16 protein-coding genes are annotated in these 16,515 nt (G+C 71.2%); 8 read left to right on the plus strand and 8 right to left on the minus strand.

The features are described 5' to 3' along the window. Positions 1-46: 46 nt before the first annotated feature. From ACFU74_RS29610 to ACFU74_RS29620, 3 genes are read right to left on the minus strand one after another with little or no spacing between them, the layout of a single operon-like run. The gene (locus tag ACFU74_RS29610) at positions 47-862 is read right to left on the minus strand and encodes a 2-oxo acid dehydrogenase subunit E2 (protein ID WP_380762186.1); all 816 of its coding nucleotides are present in this window, start codon (positions 860-862) and stop codon (positions 47-49) included. Continuing rightward, on the minus strand, positions 859-1,083 hold the full coding sequence (locus tag ACFU74_RS29615; RefSeq protein WP_380762188.1) for an acyl carrier protein: 225 nt from the start codon (positions 1,081-1,083) through the stop codon (positions 859-861). Before ACFU74_RS29615 ends, ACFU74_RS29610 begins: the two co-directional genes overlap by 4 nt. Positions 1,084-1,093: 10 nt before the next feature. Next, positions 1,094-2,953 (minus strand): HAD-IIIC family phosphatase, encoded by a 1,860-nt coding sequence (locus ACFU74_RS29620; protein ID WP_380762190.1) that lies wholly within the window; start codon positions 2,951-2,953, stop codon positions 1,094-1,096. Positions 2,954-3,485: 532 nt separating this feature from the next. Here ACFU74_RS29620 and ACFU74_RS29625 point away from each other — a divergent pair. From ACFU74_RS29625 to ACFU74_RS29635, 3 genes are all read left to right on the plus strand, one after another. Further along, on the plus strand, positions 3,486-4,277 hold the full coding sequence (locus ACFU74_RS29625; protein WP_380762192.1) for a BTAD domain-containing putative transcriptional regulator: 792 nt from the start codon (positions 3,486-3,488) through the stop codon (positions 4,275-4,277). Between the two features lie 526 nt (positions 4,278-4,803). Further along, positions 4,804-6,186: a crotonyl-CoA carboxylase/reductase gene (gene ccrA / locus ACFU74_RS29630; RefSeq protein WP_380762213.1), complete on the plus strand. Its 1,383-nt coding sequence runs from the start codon at positions 4,804-4,806 to the stop codon at positions 6,184-6,186. Between the two features lie 57 nt (positions 6,187-6,243). Next, a complete protein-coding gene (locus ACFU74_RS29635) occupies positions 6,244-7,935 on the plus strand; it encodes a 3-hydroxyacyl-CoA dehydrogenase family protein (RefSeq protein ID WP_380762194.1) in 1,692 nt (563 codons plus the stop codon). A gap of 183 nt (positions 7,936-8,118) precedes the next feature. On the opposite strand, the gene ACFU74_RS29640 is transcribed toward ACFU74_RS29635, so the two are convergent. The 3 genes from ACFU74_RS29640 to ychF form a co-directional block, all read right to left on the minus strand. Continuing rightward, complete coding sequence (locus tag ACFU74_RS29640; protein WP_363650855.1) at positions 8,119-8,373, minus strand: Txe/YoeB family addiction module toxin; 255 nt, start codon at positions 8,371-8,373, stop codon at positions 8,119-8,121. Continuing rightward, complete coding sequence (locus ACFU74_RS29645; RefSeq protein ID WP_375983048.1) at positions 8,370-8,651, minus strand: type II toxin-antitoxin system Phd/YefM family antitoxin; 282 nt, start codon at positions 8,649-8,651, stop codon at positions 8,370-8,372. Before ACFU74_RS29645 ends, ACFU74_RS29640 begins: the two co-directional genes overlap by 4 nt. Before the next feature lie 166 nt (positions 8,652-8,817). Next, positions 8,818-9,891, minus strand: coding sequence for a redox-regulated ATPase YchF (gene ychF, locus ACFU74_RS29650; protein WP_380762197.1), 1,074 nt, complete (start codon positions 9,889-9,891; stop codon positions 8,818-8,820). Positions 9,892-10,310: 419 nt separating this feature from the next. Here ychF and ACFU74_RS29655 point away from each other — a divergent pair, with 419 nt between their 5' ends. After that, on the plus strand, positions 10,311-10,751 hold the full coding sequence (locus ACFU74_RS29655; RefSeq protein ID WP_380762199.1) for a DUF6542 domain-containing protein: 441 nt from the start codon (positions 10,311-10,313) through the stop codon (positions 10,749-10,751). A gap of 34 nt (positions 10,752-10,785) precedes the next feature. Here the strand turns inward: ACFU74_RS29655 and ppgK are convergent, their stop codons facing one another. Both ppgK and ACFU74_RS29665 read right to left on the minus strand, forming a co-directional pair. Beyond that, complete coding sequence (gene ppgK, locus ACFU74_RS29660; RefSeq protein ID WP_380762201.1) at positions 10,786-11,532, minus strand: polyphosphate--glucose phosphotransferase; 747 nt, start codon at positions 11,530-11,532, stop codon at positions 10,786-10,788. 140 nt (positions 11,533-11,672) lie between these two features. Next, positions 11,673-12,650: a 4-hydroxy-3-methylbut-2-enyl diphosphate reductase gene (locus ACFU74_RS29665; RefSeq protein WP_380762203.1), complete on the minus strand. Its 978-nt coding sequence runs from the start codon at positions 12,648-12,650 to the stop codon at positions 11,673-11,675. Positions 12,651-12,737: 87 nt separating this feature from the next. On the opposite strand from ACFU74_RS29665, the gene ACFU74_RS29670 reads away from it, so the two are divergent. The 4 genes from ACFU74_RS29670 to ACFU74_RS29685 all read left to right on the plus strand — a co-directional run bounded on the left by ACFU74_RS29670 (position 12,738) and on the right by ACFU74_RS29685 (position 16,424). Further along, entirely contained in the window at positions 12,738-14,099 is a 1,362-nt protein-coding gene (locus tag ACFU74_RS29670; protein ID WP_380762205.1) for an APC family permease, read from the plus strand. A gap of 10 nt (positions 14,100-14,109) precedes the next feature. Further along, positions 14,110-15,321 carry an exodeoxyribonuclease VII large subunit gene (gene xseA, locus ACFU74_RS29675; protein ID WP_380762207.1) on the plus strand — a complete coding sequence of 404 codons (1,212 nt, stop codon included), beginning with the start codon at positions 14,110-14,112 and terminating at the stop codon, positions 15,319-15,321. Positions 15,322-15,398: 77 nt separating this feature from the next. Further along, the gene (locus tag ACFU74_RS29680) at positions 15,399-15,662 is read left to right on the plus strand and encodes an exodeoxyribonuclease VII small subunit (protein ID WP_380762209.1); all 264 of its coding nucleotides are present in this window, start codon (positions 15,399-15,401) and stop codon (positions 15,660-15,662) included. 162 nt (positions 15,663-15,824) lie between these two features. Beyond that, entirely contained in the window at positions 15,825-16,424 is a 600-nt protein-coding gene (locus ACFU74_RS29685) for a malonic semialdehyde reductase (RefSeq protein ID WP_380762211.1), read from the plus strand. The last annotated feature ends 91 nt before the right edge of the window (positions 16,425-16,515 follow it).

Consider the following 16,515-nt stretch of genomic DNA (forward strand, 5'->3'; position numbering starts at 1 on the left):
CCTTCGCCGTGAGCGGAACCGCCCTGTGCGCGCCCGAGGGGCGGAGTCAGCTCCGCGGTGCCGCCGGCACGTCGTCCAGGTGCGCGGCGGCCGGCTCCGCGGCGGCCCCGGACCCGAACTCCTCCAGCCGCGTCTTCAGGTCGGTCAGCACGTCCGCCGCCTCCGCGCCGTCGATGACGCGGTGGTCGAAGGCGAGGCTGAGGCGCATCATCGGGGCGATGGTGATCGATCCGTCCCGGACGACCGGGCGGTCGGACATCCGGCCGACGCCGAGCGTGACGGTCGTGCCGCCCACCGAGTGGAAGCCGTCCACGGCCCGGTGCCCCAGCGAGGTGACCGCGAAGGTCCCGACCAGCTGCGGCCGCTTGCCCAGGCCGCGGATGCCCGCGCGGAAGGCCAGCCGTCCCAGCGGGACGGGCAGCCTGCGGAGCGCCCTGACCTTCGCGAACTGCGGCATGGTCTCCGGGTCGCCGTCCCGGACGAACTCGATCTGCCGCTGGATGTCCGCCTGGTCGGCCACGTGCACGTCCGGCAGCACGGTGGACAGGACCACCCGCCGGCCGTTGACCGTCTTGTCGAACGTGACCTTGCCCGAGACGCCGGAGAACCTGGCGACCTTCGGTGCGAAGGTGCCCCGGACGGCCGCGTTGGCCTCGGGGTGCGCCGCCAGCACCCGCCCCGCGGCATGGACGACGTAGGAGACGAGGGAGAGGTGCTCCCCCGCCGCGCGTGCGGCGGCCCGGTGCCGCCGCACGGCCGTCATGTCGACCTCCGTGTCCAGGAAGACCGGGGCGAACGATCTGATGTGTTCGAGGAAGTACAGGGTGGGCCGCCGCTCCGGGGCCAGGGGTGCGGCGTTCACTGGGCCACCACGAGGGTGTGGAGCCCGGCGAGGCTGGGGGCCTCCAGCATGTCCGGCAGGGAGAGGCTCTTACCCGTGCGCTGTTCCAGGATGGTGAGCAGCCACAGCATCTGCACGGAGTCCCAGCCGGGCAGTTCGTCGAAGCTCAGCTCGACGTCCTGTTCCGTGAGGGGGATCCCGAGCTCGTCGCGCACGATCGAGACGAATTCATCGATGTTCATCACATTCCACCTACAGTTCCTCGTGGAGCGACACGTGTTCCGGTCGGTCGGGTATCTGATGAAGGTCGTGACGGAACACGAGCGCGGCCCCGTCCTCCGCCGCGGGTGTGAACCCGTAGCGCGGATAGAGGTCCTTCACCGCGCCGTTCTTCTTGGTGGGGCGGTAGGTTCCGTACACGGCCTGGACGCCGTCGGCCTTGGCCCGTTCCAGGACGGCGGCGAGGGCGGCCTGTTCGATGCCGCGTGAGAACACCCGGCAGCTCAGGACGAAGTTGTCGATGTGCAGGGTGTCCCCGTCCTGCCTGGTGAACAGGGCGCCGACGAGTCCGTTGTCGCCGAAGCGGTCCCCGGAGTGGATCGTCAGCACCCGTGCGGCGGGGTCCTCCGCCAGTTCCCGCACCTGGGCCTGCTGGAGGCGGCTGGTCGTGAGGTTGAACTGGTTGGTGCGCAGGGTCAGTTGCGACACGCGCGGGATCTCGGCGTCCTGGACGGCGGCCAGCCGGACGGTGACCTTCAGCTCGCGCAGGAAGTCCTGGACCGAGTCGAAGCTGTCCAGGAAGTCCTTCCGGACGAGTTCCTCCTGGTACCTGACGACCCGCTGCCGGTCCTCGACGGTCAGGACCGGGGTGTCGAACCAGCCGTCCCGCAGGATCTTCCCGACGTGCAGCGCGGGGTCGCCGTCCACCCGTACGACGGCGACCCCGGGCAGTTCGCTCCGGACGAGGCCGCATTCGAGGGCGCTGTCGTCGACGAAGACGAAGCTGTCCACGCCGAGGTTGAGCGTCTGCGCGAGTTCGGTCAGGTTGTCGTGCTTGGGACGCCAGTTGGCGATGATGCGGACCATGTCGTCCTCGCGCAGCACCGAGTCCTGGCGCTCCCGGAAGGCCTCGCGCACCAGCGTGATCTCGTTCTTGCTCACCACCGCGACCAGGACGCCCTGGGAGCCGATCTGCTTCACCACGCGCTGGACGCCGTTGAACGCCTCGCCCTTGGGGCTGCCGGACAGTTCGATGCCCTCGACGCCGTCGTCGCCGAGCACTCCTCCCCACAGCGTGCCGTCCAGGTCGAGGACGAGGCACTTCTTGCTCCTCCCCGCGGTGTGCCGCGCCAGGTGGCCGATCTCCCGGGCGTACCGGGCCAGCAGTTCGGCCGACAGGTGGGCCTTGGCGTAGGTGCTCAGCCGCGGGTCGGTGACCGCGATGCCCTCGGCCACCAGCGGGTCCAGGTCGATCACGACGAGGCCGGGCGCGTCGGCCGCCATCCGCAGCAGCCGGGCGTTGGCCTCGCGCCAGACCGCCCCCAGTTCGCTCCTGGAGCGGTGGTCGACGAGCTGGGCGGTGAACTGCCGGGGCAGTGGCATGGTGTTGAGGACGAGCGTCCCGTGGGCGCCGGCCGTGAAGGCGGCCGTGATCCGCTCCAGGGTGCGGAGCTTGTCGTCGAGGACCTTCTCGACGTCGGCCGGCCGCCAGGGGACCGGCACCTCGTCGAAGACGATCATCGGGTCGAGCACGCAGAGCGTCAGGTCGGCGCCGCGGCGGTAGAGCTCGCTGTCCTGGTCCAGGAGGTCGAAGACGTAGCTGTCGAAGTCGCTCACGAACGGGCGCAGGACCAGTCCGTGCCTGGCCAGCTCTCCGGTGAGCGGCGGTACGAGCGTCGACAGGGTGCCGTGGCCGGTGACGGCGACGGTGACGGCCGTGCTCTCGGGGTGGGCCTTCAGCACTTCGTCGGGGTCGAGCCGCGCGAGCTGGTGGCACGCGCGCACGAAGTCCGCCGGTTCCGCCGCCGAGAGCAGGCCGGCGATGCGTGGATATCTCGCCACCGCCTGGCCGGATGAAAACAGCCGGAGCAGATCATCTGTGATATCGGGCACGGGGCCCGAGGGCACGACAGGTTCCACCATTCTCCTCATTTCCGCCCGCAACGGAGGAAAACCGGTCGCCCACAGTGAGACCGTCCCGGCCCTTCCAGCGCGGATATCGTAGGTTTCCGCGCTAACAGCCATCTGTCACAAAGCTTCCAGCGGACCGGCCGGCGAGGTATCAGGCCTGGTCACGGACCGGTCCGCCGACGCCGCGAGCCGCAAAAGCGACATTCCAGGCCGGGAATGGGAAGGCGGCACTCCGCGAACGCCCGAGTGCCGCCGATCGACGGTTCGCGGACCCGGCCCGGCGCCCGACGGCCGAGCAGTCCGCTTTACAATCCACAGCACCTGTGCGACCGTTCGCGATGATTGTCCGAAGGGGCACGCCGCGTTTGTCCGAAGGGGCAAGCTGCCTGCGGTTTCGCGCGGCGCAACGCGCTCCGCACCCCCTTCGTGCTTGAATTCCCTTCAGATGTCCCCGAGAGAAGCCCGCCAAAAGCAGCCACGCCCGCTGCCCTGGAAGGTAACGAAGGTTCGTCAAATGCGATATGAGATTCTGGGGTCTTTAAGGATAAAATCGGGAGAGAAAGAGTTCGCTTCCAGCACTCGAAAAGTCGAGATCATACTGGCGACGATGCTCATCAGATCCGACCAGATCGTCCCGACGAAGGATCTCCTCGCAGAACTGTGGGACGAGGACCAACCGAAGCACGCCTCGGCCAGTCTCTACGCCTACGTCTCACAGTTACGCAAGCTGCTCGCCCAGGCGAGCGAACGCGACGACATGATCGCCACACGGACTTCGGGCTACGTGCTCCACCTCGGAGCCGACGAACTCGATCTCCACGTCTTCGAGCAGGCCCTCAAACTGGGCCGCCGCGAACTCGCGTCCGGCAGGGCGAAAGAGGCCAACGCCGCCCTCAAGGAGGCCCTCTCCATCTGGCGCGGGTCCCCGCTCGACGGCCTGCAGGGGGGCCCGACCGTCAACAGCTTCATCCAGCGCATCAACGAACTGCGACTGGAATGCCTGGAGATGCTGATCGTGTCGAACTTCCTCCTCGACCGTCACCGAGAAATGATCAGCCTGCTGTATTCGCTGATCGCCGATCACCCGCACCACGAGGTGTTCTACCAGCACCTGATGCTCGCCCTGTACCGGTCCCAGCGGCAGGCCGACGCCCTCCACGTCTACGAGCGGGCCCGCGACCTCACCGACAGTCTCGGACTGCGTCCGGGACGGTCGTTGCGCCAGCTCCACGAGGCCATCCTCAACAAGGACAGGAGAGTCCTCCGCACCTCCTATCCAGCGAGTTGGACGCCCCGCTCCCCGTAGACCGGGTCCGGTTCCTGATCGTCCTCACAGCCCGCGAAGGCCGCACCCTCCCTTGCCTCCGGCCTCTCCTCCGCTCCTCGACGTCGCCCGCTGAGGTAATCGTTCGACCATCAGTGTTCCAAGCGCTTCTCGCATCGTGCTTGCACCTCGCTAACCTCGCCGATCACGGACTCCGCCGGCCCGCCGGCCGGGGCCGTGGGCAACACGGCCCCGACCGGCCAGGAGCGGGATGCGGACACCCGGAACCGGCGATCGGACCGCGCGCACGTCCACGGAAAACCGTGCTTGTTCGTGATCGGTGTCCGCTGCTAGCGTGAGAATGCGTGTCGAAAAAGCACCCAGACGCCGCCTCCTCCGCACGCGGCTCCTCCTCCGCCGGCCGGTGTGTCTGATACGCGCCCTCTTTTCGTGAGCCCCTTGTTGGCGTGGACACACGGCTGTTTCCCCGGAAATCCGTCGAATTCGGCGGGCCGGCCCGGCCGTCGCCTGTCCCAGTTCTCACCGAAATTCGACAGAGAGGTCCGTGATGCAGCACATCATCGAGGCGGTCGAGTCGCCCGACGCAGTCTCCGAAGACTTCGCCGCACTGGAGATTCCCGAGTCGCACCGGGCGGCCGTACTGTTCCGCAGCGAGCGCGACATGTTCGAGGGCATACCGGCCCCGGACCGCGACACCCGGAAATCCATCCACCATGCCGAGGTCCCCACCCCGGAGCCCGGGGTGGGCGAGGTCCTGGTCGCGGTCATGGCCAGCGCCATCAACTACAACACCGTGTGGAGCGCGCTCGGCTCACCGGTGTCCACCTTCGCGTTGCTGGAACGCTACGCGCGCACCGGCGGTTCGGCCGCGCGCCACGACCGGGAGTACCACGCGATCGGTTCCGACCTGGCCGGCGTCGTCCTGCGCACCGGCCCCGGCGTCCGGCGGTGGCAGCCCGGCGACCGGGTGGTGGCGCACTGCCTCTCCGTCGACCTGGAGGGTTCGGACGGCCACAACGACACGATGCTCGACCCCGAGCAGCGGATCTGGGGCTACGAGACCAACTTCGGCGGCCTCGCCGAGATCGCACTGGTCAGGGCGAACCAGCTGATGCCCAAGCCCGAGCGGCTGACCTGGGAGGAGGCCGCCGGCTCCGGGCTGGTCAACTCGACCGCCTACCGCCAGCTCGTCTCCCGCAACGGCGCGGGCATGAAGCAGGGCGACAACGTCCTCGTCTGGGGCGCCAGCGGCGGCCTGGGGTCGTACGCGACACAGCTCGTCCTGGCCGGCGGCGCCAATCCGATCTGCGTGGTCTCCAGCGCGCGCAAGGCCGAGCTGTGCCGGGCGATGGGCGCCACGGCCGTCATCGACCGCTCCGCGGAGGACTTCCGGTTCTGGAAGGACGAGCGGACGCACGACCCCAGGGAGTGGAAGCGGTTCGGCTCGCGCATCCGCGAGCTGACCGGCGGCGAGGACGTCGACATCGTCTTCGAGCACCCCGGCCGGGAGACCTTCGGCGCCTCCGTCTACGTCACCCGCAAGGGCGGCACGGTCGTCACCTGCGCCTCCACCTCCGGGTACCTGCACGAGTACGACAACCGGTACCTCTGGATGTCGCTCAAGCGGATCGTCGGCTCGCACTTCGCCAACTACCGCGAGGCGTGGGAGGCCAACCGCCTCATCGTCAAGGGCAGGATCCACCCGACCCTGTCGAGGACGTACTCCCTCAAGGACACCGGCCAGGCGGCGTGGGACGTCCACCACAACGTGCACCAGGGCAAGATCGGCGTCCTCGCCCTCGCGCCCCGGGAGGGCCTGGGGGTGCGCGACCACGCCCTGCGGGCCGAACACCTCGACGCCGTCAACCGCTTCCGCACGTCCGCCCCGGCCGACGGCACCGCGGCCGGCGCCGTGCCGAGCGGGCACTGACCGGGCCGCCCGCCGTACGCAGGTCGATCGATTCACGAAGCTGAGGGGACTCTGAGCGTGGTTCAGCAACACATGGTGGTCGGCATCGTCGGCCTGGGTTCACTGGGACAGAGCCTGCTGCGCGCACTCGACGCGAGCGGTGTCCGGGTGATCGGTGTCGACAGCGATCCGGACGTCGTCGCAAGAGTGCGCCCGCGGGCCGGCACCGCCGACGTGAGCGGCGAGTTCGGGCGGCTGGGCGGGGCCGACGTGGTCATCGAGGCGGTGTCCCGGCACACGGACGCCAAGGAGGACGTGCTGCGCCGCCTGGGGGCGCTGCGCCCGGGCGTCACCGCGCTGGTCACGACGGCGGCCTCGCTGTCGGTGCCGGCGCTCGCCATCGCCTCCGGCCGCCCGGAGCGCCTGGTCGGGCTGCGCTTCGCCGTTCCGTCGTCCCCGAGGGCGGGGGCGCAGGTCGTCGGCACCACGATGAGCGCGCCCGAGGCCGTCGCGGCGGTCGAGGAACTCCTGCCGCTGCTCGGGCACGCGGTCGCACCGCAGGGCGCCGACCCGGCCGTCGCCCGGGAGCTGCTGCTGCCCTACCTCGGCCGCGCCGTCGCGCTGCACGAGGAGGGGTACGCCTCCTGCGAGGACATCGACACCGCGATGCGGCTCGGGTGCGGCCTGCCCGCCGGCCCGTTCGAGATGCTCGACGCCATCGGCGTCGACACCGTGCACCGGGAGCTCGACGAGCTGCACCGGCGCACCGGCCTCGCGCACCACCGCCCGCCCGCCTTGCTGGAGCGGATGATCGCGGCCGGACGGCTGGGACGCCAGAGCGGACGGGGCTTCCACACCTACGACGCGTCCGGCCGGCGTACCGGGTCCGGGGCGCAGCGCCGTTCGACGGGCGGGGACCCGGCCGTCGGGCACGTGGGCATCGTCGGCACCGGCACCATGGCCCGCGGCATCGCGCAGTCCCTGGCCCTCGCCGGAGTGGGAACCACCCTGGTGGGCCGGACCCTCGACCGGGCGGAGTTCGCGCGCGCGGCCATCGGTTCGTCCCTGGCGCGGTCGGTCGAGCGGGGCCGGCTCGACGCCGACGCCGCGCGCACGGCGCTCGCCCGCGTCCACGCGGACCACGAGCCGTCCGTCCTCTTCGACTGCGACCTGGTCATCGAGGCGGTGGTCGAGGACCTGCCGGTCAAGCGGGCGGTCTTCGAGCAGCTCGACAAGGTGTGCCGCCCCGGCGCGGTGCTCGCGACCACCACGTCCAGCCTCTCCGTCGCCGAGTGCGCGGCCTCCACCGGCCGGCCCGAGGACGTGATCGGCATGCACTTCTTCAACCCGGCCCAGGTGATGCGCCTGGTCGAGGTCGTGCGCACCGAGGCGACGGGCGACACGGCCCACGCCACCGTCCACGCCGTCTGCGCCGCCCTCGGGAAGACCGCCGTCGACTGCACCGACCGGACCGGATTCATCGTCAACTACCTGCTCTTCCCCTACCTGAACCACGCCGTCCAGGCACTGGAGGGCAGCCCGTCCCTCGGCGTGGCGGAGGTCGACTCCTCCGTCGAGTCGCTGCTGGGCTTCCCCCTGGGCCCGTTCGCCCTCCTCGACACGGTGGGGCTCGACGTGTCGCTCGCCATCCTCCGACGGCTGCACGAGTCCTTCGGCACCGAGGACTTCGCCCCGTCCCCCGCCCTCGTCGGCCTGACCGCCCTGGGCCACCTGGGCCGAAAGACCGGCCGCGGCTTCCACACGCCCTGACACCCCCGTTGACGCCCGAACTCCACCACACCCGCGGCGTGGTGGAGTTCGGGCGTCGGACGGCGGAGTCCTCAGACGTTGAAGCGGAGTTGCCATAACACCGCTGTGACCTGCGCAAACACCCCTGCCGACGAACGATGTCAGCACAGAACCAGCACGGTAACGCGAACCCGCAACTGACGATCAGTAGTGGTAGCGGGCAGCCAGGATGATGATCTCTCGGTCCGTGACCAGGTAGACGAGCCGATGCTCGTCGTCGATCCGCCGCGACCAGGCCCCAGGCAAGTGGTACTTCAGCGGCTCGGGCTTGCCGATCCCGGTGAACGGGTCACGCAGGACGTCCTCGATGAGCTTGTTGATCCGGGCGAGCATCTTGCGGTCGCTCTTGAGCCAGGATGTGTAGTCCTCCCAGCCGGTCTCTTCGAAGACGAGCCTCACGCGGCGCCCTTCTCGACATCCGCCGCATCAGGGTCGATGAGCTCCCGCTCGGAAAGCCCTATGCCGCCAAGGGCGTTCTCGTACGCCTTGAGCAAGCGGCGGGCATTCACGGGCGAGCGCAACAGGTAGGAACCTTCACGCAGGGCGGCATAGTCCTCGGCCGAGACGAGTACGGCATTTCCGTGCTTGGAGACGATCTCGATGGCCTCGTGATCGTCGTTGACCTTCTTGATCAACGGGAAGAGAGCCTTGCGTGCCTCGCTGGCAGTGATCGACATCGACTGAACTCCCTCCATGACTGGTACCACATAACGTACCATCGAGAGAGGGGTCCAGCAGGCCGAAAAGTCAACACGGAAAAGAGAACGGGACTCGCCCCAAGAGGGGCGAGCCTCGTTCGACCTATGCATTTGACAGATCATCTAGCTCAAGGCACTCAGGCGGTCACACGTTGAAGCGGAACTCCACGACGTCGCCGTCCTGCATGATGTAGTCCTTGCCCTCGATGCGGGCCTTGCCCTTGGCGCGGGCCTCGGGGAGGGAGCCGGTCTCGACGAGGTCGGTGAAGGAGATGACCTCGGCCTTGATGAAGCCCTTCTGGAAGTCGGTGTGGATCACACCGGCGGCCTCGGGGGCGGTGGCGCCCTTCTTGATGGTCCAGGCGCGGGCTTCCTTGGGGCCGGCGGTGAGGTAGGTCTGCAGGCCGAGGGTGTCGAAGCCGACGCGGGCGAGGGTGGCGAGGCCGGGCTCGTCCTGGCCCATGGACTGGAGGAGCTCCAGGGCCTCGGCGTCCTCCAGCTCGATCAGCTCGGACTCGATCTTGGCGTTGAGGAAGATGGCCTCGGCGGGGGCGACCAGGTCGCGCTGGGCCTGCTTGAAGTCCTCGTCGCCCAGCTCGTCCTCGTCGACGTTGAAGACGTAGAGGAAGGGCTTGGCGGTCAGCAGGTGCAGCTCGCGGATCGGGGCGGTGTCGAAGCCGGCCTCGAAGAGGGTCTTGCCGGTCTCCAGGATCGCCTGGGCGGCCTCGGCGGCGGCCAGGACGGGGGCGGTGTCCTTCTTGAGGCGCGCCTCCTTCTGGAGCCGGGGCAGGACCTTCTCGATGGTCTGGAGGTCGGCCAGGATCAGCTCGGTGTGGATGGTCTCGATGTCGTCCTTGGGGGACACCTTGCCGTCCACGTGGACCACGTCGGGGTCGGTGAAGGCGCGCACGACCTGGCAGATGGCGTCCGACTCGCGGATGTTCGCGAGGAACTTGTTGCCCAGGCCCTCGCCCTCGCTGGCGCCGCGGACGATGCCCGCGATGTCGACGAAGTCGACGGTGGCCGGGAGGATGCGCTGCGAGCCGAAGATCTCGGCGAGCTTGTCCAGCCGCTCGTCCGGGACGCCGACGACGCCGACGTTGGGCTCGATGGTGGCGAACGGGTAGTTGGCCGCCAGCACGTCGTTCTTGGTCAGGGCGTTGAACAGGGTCGACTTGCCGACGTTCGGCAGGCCGACGATTCCGATCGTGAGCGACATGAAGCGCAGTCCCGTGGGCTTGGAGGAGTTGGGCCGGCCCGGACGCCGGACCGGTCCCCCAGTCTACGGGCAGCGGGTCGGGCGTCCGCCGCCCCGGCGACGGCGGCCCGGCCGGGCGGCGGTCACACCAATACTCCGTCCGGGGACACGGACCAAGCCCCGACAGCCCATTACACAGTGTGGCGATGATCGGACCGTACGTTGGGTGGGTGGAGCAGAGCATCCGTACCCAGCCGCCAGGGCCCAGACGCCGACCGCCGAACGGCGCGGCCGGGGCCGCCGTCCCCGGGCCGGGCAGAGCCCGTGAGAGCGCGGAGGAACCGGCCGATCCGGCCGGGAGGGCCCGCGGGAGGAACGCCGGGAAGCCTGCGGGCAAGGCCGCCGGTCGGGGCGGCGGACCGGGGTCGCGGCTACGCGCCGTGTCCGCGCCGCCCGACCGGCCCCGGCTCGCCGGACAGCTCTACGGACGGCGGCGCAGCGGTCGGCCGGCCCGGCTGACCGCGGTCGGCACCGGGGTGGTCGCGCTGGCGGCGACGGTGGCGGTGGCGGGCCTCGACCGGCTGGCCTTCGGCGCCCCCGGGGTCCTGTTCGGCATCGGCTACCTGCTGGTCTGCTTCCAGCTGGCGGTCCGGGTCCGGTACGCCGACCTGCTGGCCGCGCCGATCAGCGGACCGATCGCCTTCGCCGTGGCGCTGCTGCTGTTCGGGCCGGTCACCTCCACCGGGTTCACCGCACAGCTGGTGGCGCTGGCGACCAACCTCGCCACCCGTTCCGGCTGGCTGTTCTCGGGGACCGGGCTGGCCGCCGCGATCGTGCTGGCCCGGTTCGTCGCCCAGCGGCGGATCCACCGCGCGCGCTGATCCGCCGCCCGCCGGGGAGGGGCGGGACGGAGGGTCAGGCGGTGGCGCGGGCCGCCGCCATGGCCGCGCCGACGATGCCGGCGTCGTTGCGCAGCTCCGCCGGGACCACCCGCGCCGTGCGCTCGCGCAGCAGCGGCAGGAACTTCTCGTGCTTGCGGCTCACCCCGCCGCCGATCACGATCAGCTGCGGCGAGAAGAGCATCTCCACCATGTCCAGGTACTCGTCCACCCGCCCGGCCCACTGCGTCCAGCTCAGCCCGTGCCGCTCCTTGGCCGCCGAGGAGGCGCGCCGTTCGGCGTCCTTGCCGCGCATCTGCAGGTGGCCGAGCTCGGTGTTGGGCACCAGCGCGCCGTCCACGAACAGGGCGCTGCCGATGCCGGTGCCGAAGGTGAGCACCAGGACCACCCCGGACTGTCCCCGGCCGGCGCCGTGGGCGGTCTCGGCGAGGCCGGCCGCGTCGGCGTCGTTGAGCACCACGGCCGGCAGGTCGAGCGCCTCGCGGAACAGGCCGGCGGCGTCCAGGCCGACCCAGCCCTTGTCGACGTTGGCGGCGGTCGCGGTCCGGCCGTCGACGACCACGCCGGGGAAGGTGAGGCCGACCGGGCCCCGGTGGTCGAAGTGGCGGACCACCTCGCGGACGGCGGCGACGACGGCCTCCGGGGCGGAGGGCTGCGGGGTGAGGACCTTGCACCGCTCCTGGGCGAGCACGCCGCGGGCGAGGTCGACGGGGGCGCCCTTGATGCCCGAGCCGCCGATGTCCACACCGAATACCGCCGTCATCACGACCGCCCTCCGCCGAAGTCGTCCACAGGCCTGTGCACGGAACAAAACCTACGAGAACCCGCCCGGCCCCGCACAGCGGAGGACCCGGCACCCGAACGGGCCACCGGGTCCCGCGCCGGAAGGCCCGGCCGGAGGGCCTAGAGCTTGCCGGCGGCCTCGGCGCGCAGGTCGCGGCGGAGCTCCTTGGGCAGCGAGAAGACGAGGTGCTCCTCGGCGGTCTTGACGGTGGAGACGTCGTCGTAGCCGCGCGCGGCCAGCCACTCCAGCACGCCCTCGACCAGGACCTCCGGCACCGAGGCGCCGCTGGTCAGGCCGACCGTGGTGACGCCCTCCAGCCACTCCTCACGGACCTCCTCGGCGAAGTCCACCAGGTGGGCGGCCTTGGCGCCGTACTCCAGGCCCACCTCGACCAGGCGCACGGAGTTGGAGGAGTTCTTCGAGCCGACCACGATCAGCAGGTCGGTCTCGGGGGCCATCTGCTTGACGGCGACCTGGCGGTTCTGGGTCGCGTAGCAGATGTCGTCGCTGGGCGGGCTGACCAGCAGCGGGAAGCGCTTCTTCAGCTCGCCGACGGTGGCCATGGTCTCGTCCACCGAGAGCGTCGTCTGGGAGAGCCAGACGACCTTGGACTCGTCGCGGACCTGCACGTTGGCGACGTCCTCGGCGCCGTCCACCAGGTGGATCCGGTCCGGGGCCTCGCCCATGGTGCCGATGACCTCCTCGTGGCCCTCGTGGCCCACCAGCAGGATGTCGAAGCCCTCGTCGGCGAAGCGCACGGCCTCCTTGTGGACCTTGGTCACCAGCGGGCAGGTGGCGTCGACGGTGGCGAGCTTGCCGGCCCGGGCCTCGTCGTGCACCGAAGGGGCGACGCCGTGGGCCGAGAAGACCACGATCGAGCCCTCGGGCACCTCCTCCGTCTCGTCGACGAAGATCGCGCCCTTCTTCTCCAGGGTCTGCACCACGTACTTGTTGTGGACGATCTGCTTGCGGACGTAGATGGGGGCCCCGTACTGCTCCAGGGCCTTCTCCACGGCGATCACGGCGCGGTCGACGCCCGCGCAGTAGCCCCGGGGGGCGGCGAGCAGGACACGGCGCTGCGCGGTGTTGGAGGACATGGCTCCATCGTACGGGCGGAGCGCGGCCGCGCCGACGGGTGCCGCGTTCGCGCCGGAACCGGTCACAGGTGCTCAAATGTGGAAGCTATGAGCGAGCGAGTCGAACCGGGCGGCCCGGACCGGCCGGACGGGCTGCGGCGCAGCCTGGGCGTGCGTGACCTGATGGTGTACGGGCTGCTGTTCATCGCCCCGATGGCCCCGGTGGGCGTGTTCGGGGTGCTCGACGCCAAGAGCCACGGGGCGGTCGCCGCGGTCTACCTGGCGGCCACCGTGGCGATGGGGTTCACCGCCGTCTCGTACGCCCGGATGGTGCGGGCGGTGCCGCGGACCGGTTCGGTGTACGCCTACGCGCGGGCCGGGCTGGGCGACGCGGCCGGGTTCGTGGCCGGCTGGATGGCGATGCTCGACTACCTGCTGATCCCCGCGGTGGCCTACCTGTTCTCCGGGATCGCACTCAACTCGCTGGTGCCGGACGTCTCGCGCTGGGTGTGGACGGCGCTCGCGGTGGTGCTGACCACCGGGCTCAACCTGGCCGGGGTGCGGACGGCTGCCGTGGCGGGCTTCGCGGTGCTGGCGATGGAGCTGGCGGTGCTGGCGGTGTTCGTGGTCGCGGCGGTGGTGGTGCTGGCGCAGGGCGGCGCGCAGCGCGGCTGGGCGACCCCGTTCACGGCGGTCGGCGGCTTCTCGCCGACCGCGGTGCTCGCGGCGGTCTCCGTGGCGGTGCTGTCCTACCTGGGCTTCGACGCGATCGCGACCTTCGTGGAGGAGGCGGTCGGCGCGTCGGCGGCGGTGGCGCGGGCGGTGCTCTGGTGCCTGGCGCTGGCCGGCGTGCTGTTCGTGGCGCAGACGTACCTGGCGGCGCTGCTGGAGCCGCTCACCCCGCAGCAGCTGGCGGCGGACCCGGCGGCGCAGGGGTCGGCGTTCTACGACGCGGTGGAGGACTCGGTCGGGCACTGGCTGCACGTGCTGGTCGCGGCGAGCAAGGCGATCGGTGCGGCGTTCGCGGCGCTGGCCGGGCAGGCGGCGGCGGGGCGGCTGCTGTTCGCGATGGGCCGCGACGGGCGGCTGCCGCGCTTCCTGGGCGCGGTGGACCCGGGCTCGGCGGTGCCCCGCCGGGCGCTGCTGGTGTCGGCGGCGGTCACCCTGGCGGCGGCGGTCTGGGCGGCGGGCCGGGACGACGGTCTCGACCGGCTGACCTCGGTGGTGAACATCGGCGCGCTCACCGCGTTCACGCTGCTGCACGCGTCGGTGGTGGGCTGGTACGCGGTGCGGCACCGCTCCCACAACCGGCTGGCGGACGTGGTGGTGCCGGTGCTGGGCGTGGCGGTGATCGGCGCGGTGGTCGCCGAGGCCTCGGGGACCGCGCAGGTGGTGGGGCTGGTCTGGCTGGCGGTCGGCCTGCTGGCGCTGCTCGGCCGGCGGGCTTCCGCTGTCGGCGGGCGCCGATAGCCTCGTACGCATGGCGAATCCCAGTTCCCCCGAAGCTCCGCTCCCGGTCGGCAAGGTCTCCGCGCTGATCGGGGGCTGGATCGACCGGCTCGGCGCGGTCTGGGTGGAGGGCCAGATCACCCAGCTCAGCCGGCGGCCGGGGGCGGGCGTGGTGTTCCTGACGCTGCGCGACCCGCAGGCCGACGTCTCGCTGACCGTGACGTGCTTCCGCTCCGTCTTCGACCAGGTCGCGGACGCGGTGCAGGAGGGCTCGCGGGTGATCGTGCACGCCAAGCCCGAGTGGTACGCGGCGCGCGGCCAGCTCTCGCTGCGGGCCGCCGAGATCCGGCTGGTCGGGCTGGGCGAGCTGCTGGCCCGGCTGGAGCAGCTGAAGCGGCGGCTGGCCGGCGAGGGGCTGTTCGCCGCGGACCGCAAGAAGCCGCTGCCGTTCCTGCCGCAGTGCGTGGGGCTGGTGACCGGCCGGGGTTCGGCGGCCGAGCGGGACGTCCTGGAGAACGCCCGGCGGCGCTGGCCGGCGGTCCGCTTCGAGATCCGCAACGTGCCGGTGCAGGGCGTCAGCGCGGTGGAGCGGGTGAGCGCGGCCGTCCGGGAGCTGGACGAGCACCCCGAGGTGGACGTGATCGTGGTGGCCCGGGGCGGCGGCAGCGTCGAGGACCTGCTGCCGTTCTCGGACGAGGGCCTGGTGCGGCTGGTCGCCGCCGCCCGGACGCCGGTGGTGAGCGCGATCGGCCACGAGCCGGACCAGCCGCTGCTGGACTTCGTCGCCGACCTGCGCGCCTCCACGCCGACCGATGCCGCCAAACGGGTGGTTCCGGACGTCGGCGAGGAGCTGGCCAAGGTCCGCCAGCTGCGCGACCGGGCCCGGCGGCACGTGCTGGCGCGGGTGGAGCGCGAGCAGCACGGGCTGGACGGCGTGCGCAGCCGCCCGGTGCTGGCCGCGCCGCAGCGGATGCTGGACGGGCGCGGGCAGGAGGTGGCCGGGCTGCTGGAGCGGTCCCGGCGCACGCTGCGCCACCGGCTGGACCACGCGCAGAGCGACCTGGGGCACACCCTGGCCCGGGTGGTGGCGCTCTCCCCGGCGGCCACCCTGGAGCGCGGCTACGCGGTGCTCCAGCGGGGCGACGGCACGGTGGTGACCGATCCGGCGCAGGCCGTGGCCGGCGAGGCGCTGCACGCCCGGGTGGCGGGCGGCGGCTTCGACGTCACGGTGGCCGGCGGCTGAGCGGCGGCGACCGACGGCCCGGCGGCGGTCGCACGGGGGCGGTCCGCAGTGTCGGCCCCGGCCCCTACCCTGGCGTCATGGCAGATCAGGAGCAGGACGCGACGGCGGCGGCCGTGCAGACCCCGACGGCGGACGACGCGCTGGGCTACGAGCACGCGCGGGACGCGCTGCTGGAGGTGGTCCGGCAGCTGGAGAACGGCGGCACCTCGCTGGAGGAGTCGCTGGCGCTGTGGGAGCGCGGCGAGCAGCTGGCGAAGGTCTGCCAGCGCTGGCTGGACGGCGCCCGGGAGCGGCTGGACGCGGCGCTGGCCGCCGAGGAGGGGGCCGCGCCGCAGGGCTGATCCGGCGGGCCCGGGCGCCGGGCCCGGTCCCGGGTGATACAGGTCACATTCAGCGGTGGAATAGTTGAATCTTCATTTATGCTGAAACTCAACGATCGGCCGCGGTCGATCGCGGACAACAACCGGACCCCACCGTTTCTTCCTCCCCGAGGTGCATTGATCATGACCACCGACGCCCTGGTTCTCGACGTCGCCGCCCAGGACCTGCTTTTCCGTGAGGCCCGCACCGCCAACACCTTCACCGACGAGCCCGTCTCCGACGAGCAGGTCAAGGCGATCTACGAGCTGGTGAAGTTCGGCCCGACGGCGATGAACCAGCAGCCGCTGCGCGTCGTGCTGGTCCGCTCGGCCGAGGGCCGCGAGCGCCTGGTCCAGCACCTCGGCGAGGGCAACAAGGCCAAGACCTCCGCCGCCCCGCTGACCGCCATCCTCGCCGTGGACAACGAGTTCCACGAGGAGCTGCCGACCGTCTTCCCGCACTTCCCCGGTGCCAAGGACTACTTCACCGAGCGCCCCGCCCGTGAGAGCTCGGCCGCGATGAACGGCGCCCTGCAGGCCGGCTACTTCATCATCGGCGTGCGCGCCGCCGGCCTGGCCGCCGGCCCGATGACCGGCTACGACGCCGAGGGCATCAACAAGGAGTTCTTCGCCGACGGCGAGCACTCGGTGCTGGCCGTGGTGAACATCGGCAAGCCGGGCGAGAACGCCTGGTACCCGCGCTCGCCGCGCCTGGCCTACGACGAGGTCGTCACCACCGTCTGAGAAAGTGTTGGGTAATCGGGTGATCACTCGTTCTTGAGGTCGTCGGCGAGGCGGCGGGCTGCTTCGGTCTCGATGGGGCCGCGGGGTTCGA

The sequence above is a fragment of the Kitasatospora sp. NPDC057500 genome (assembly GCF_042802195.1).
Classification (GTDB): Bacteria; Actinomycetota; Actinomycetes; order Streptomycetales; family Streptomycetaceae; genus Kitasatospora.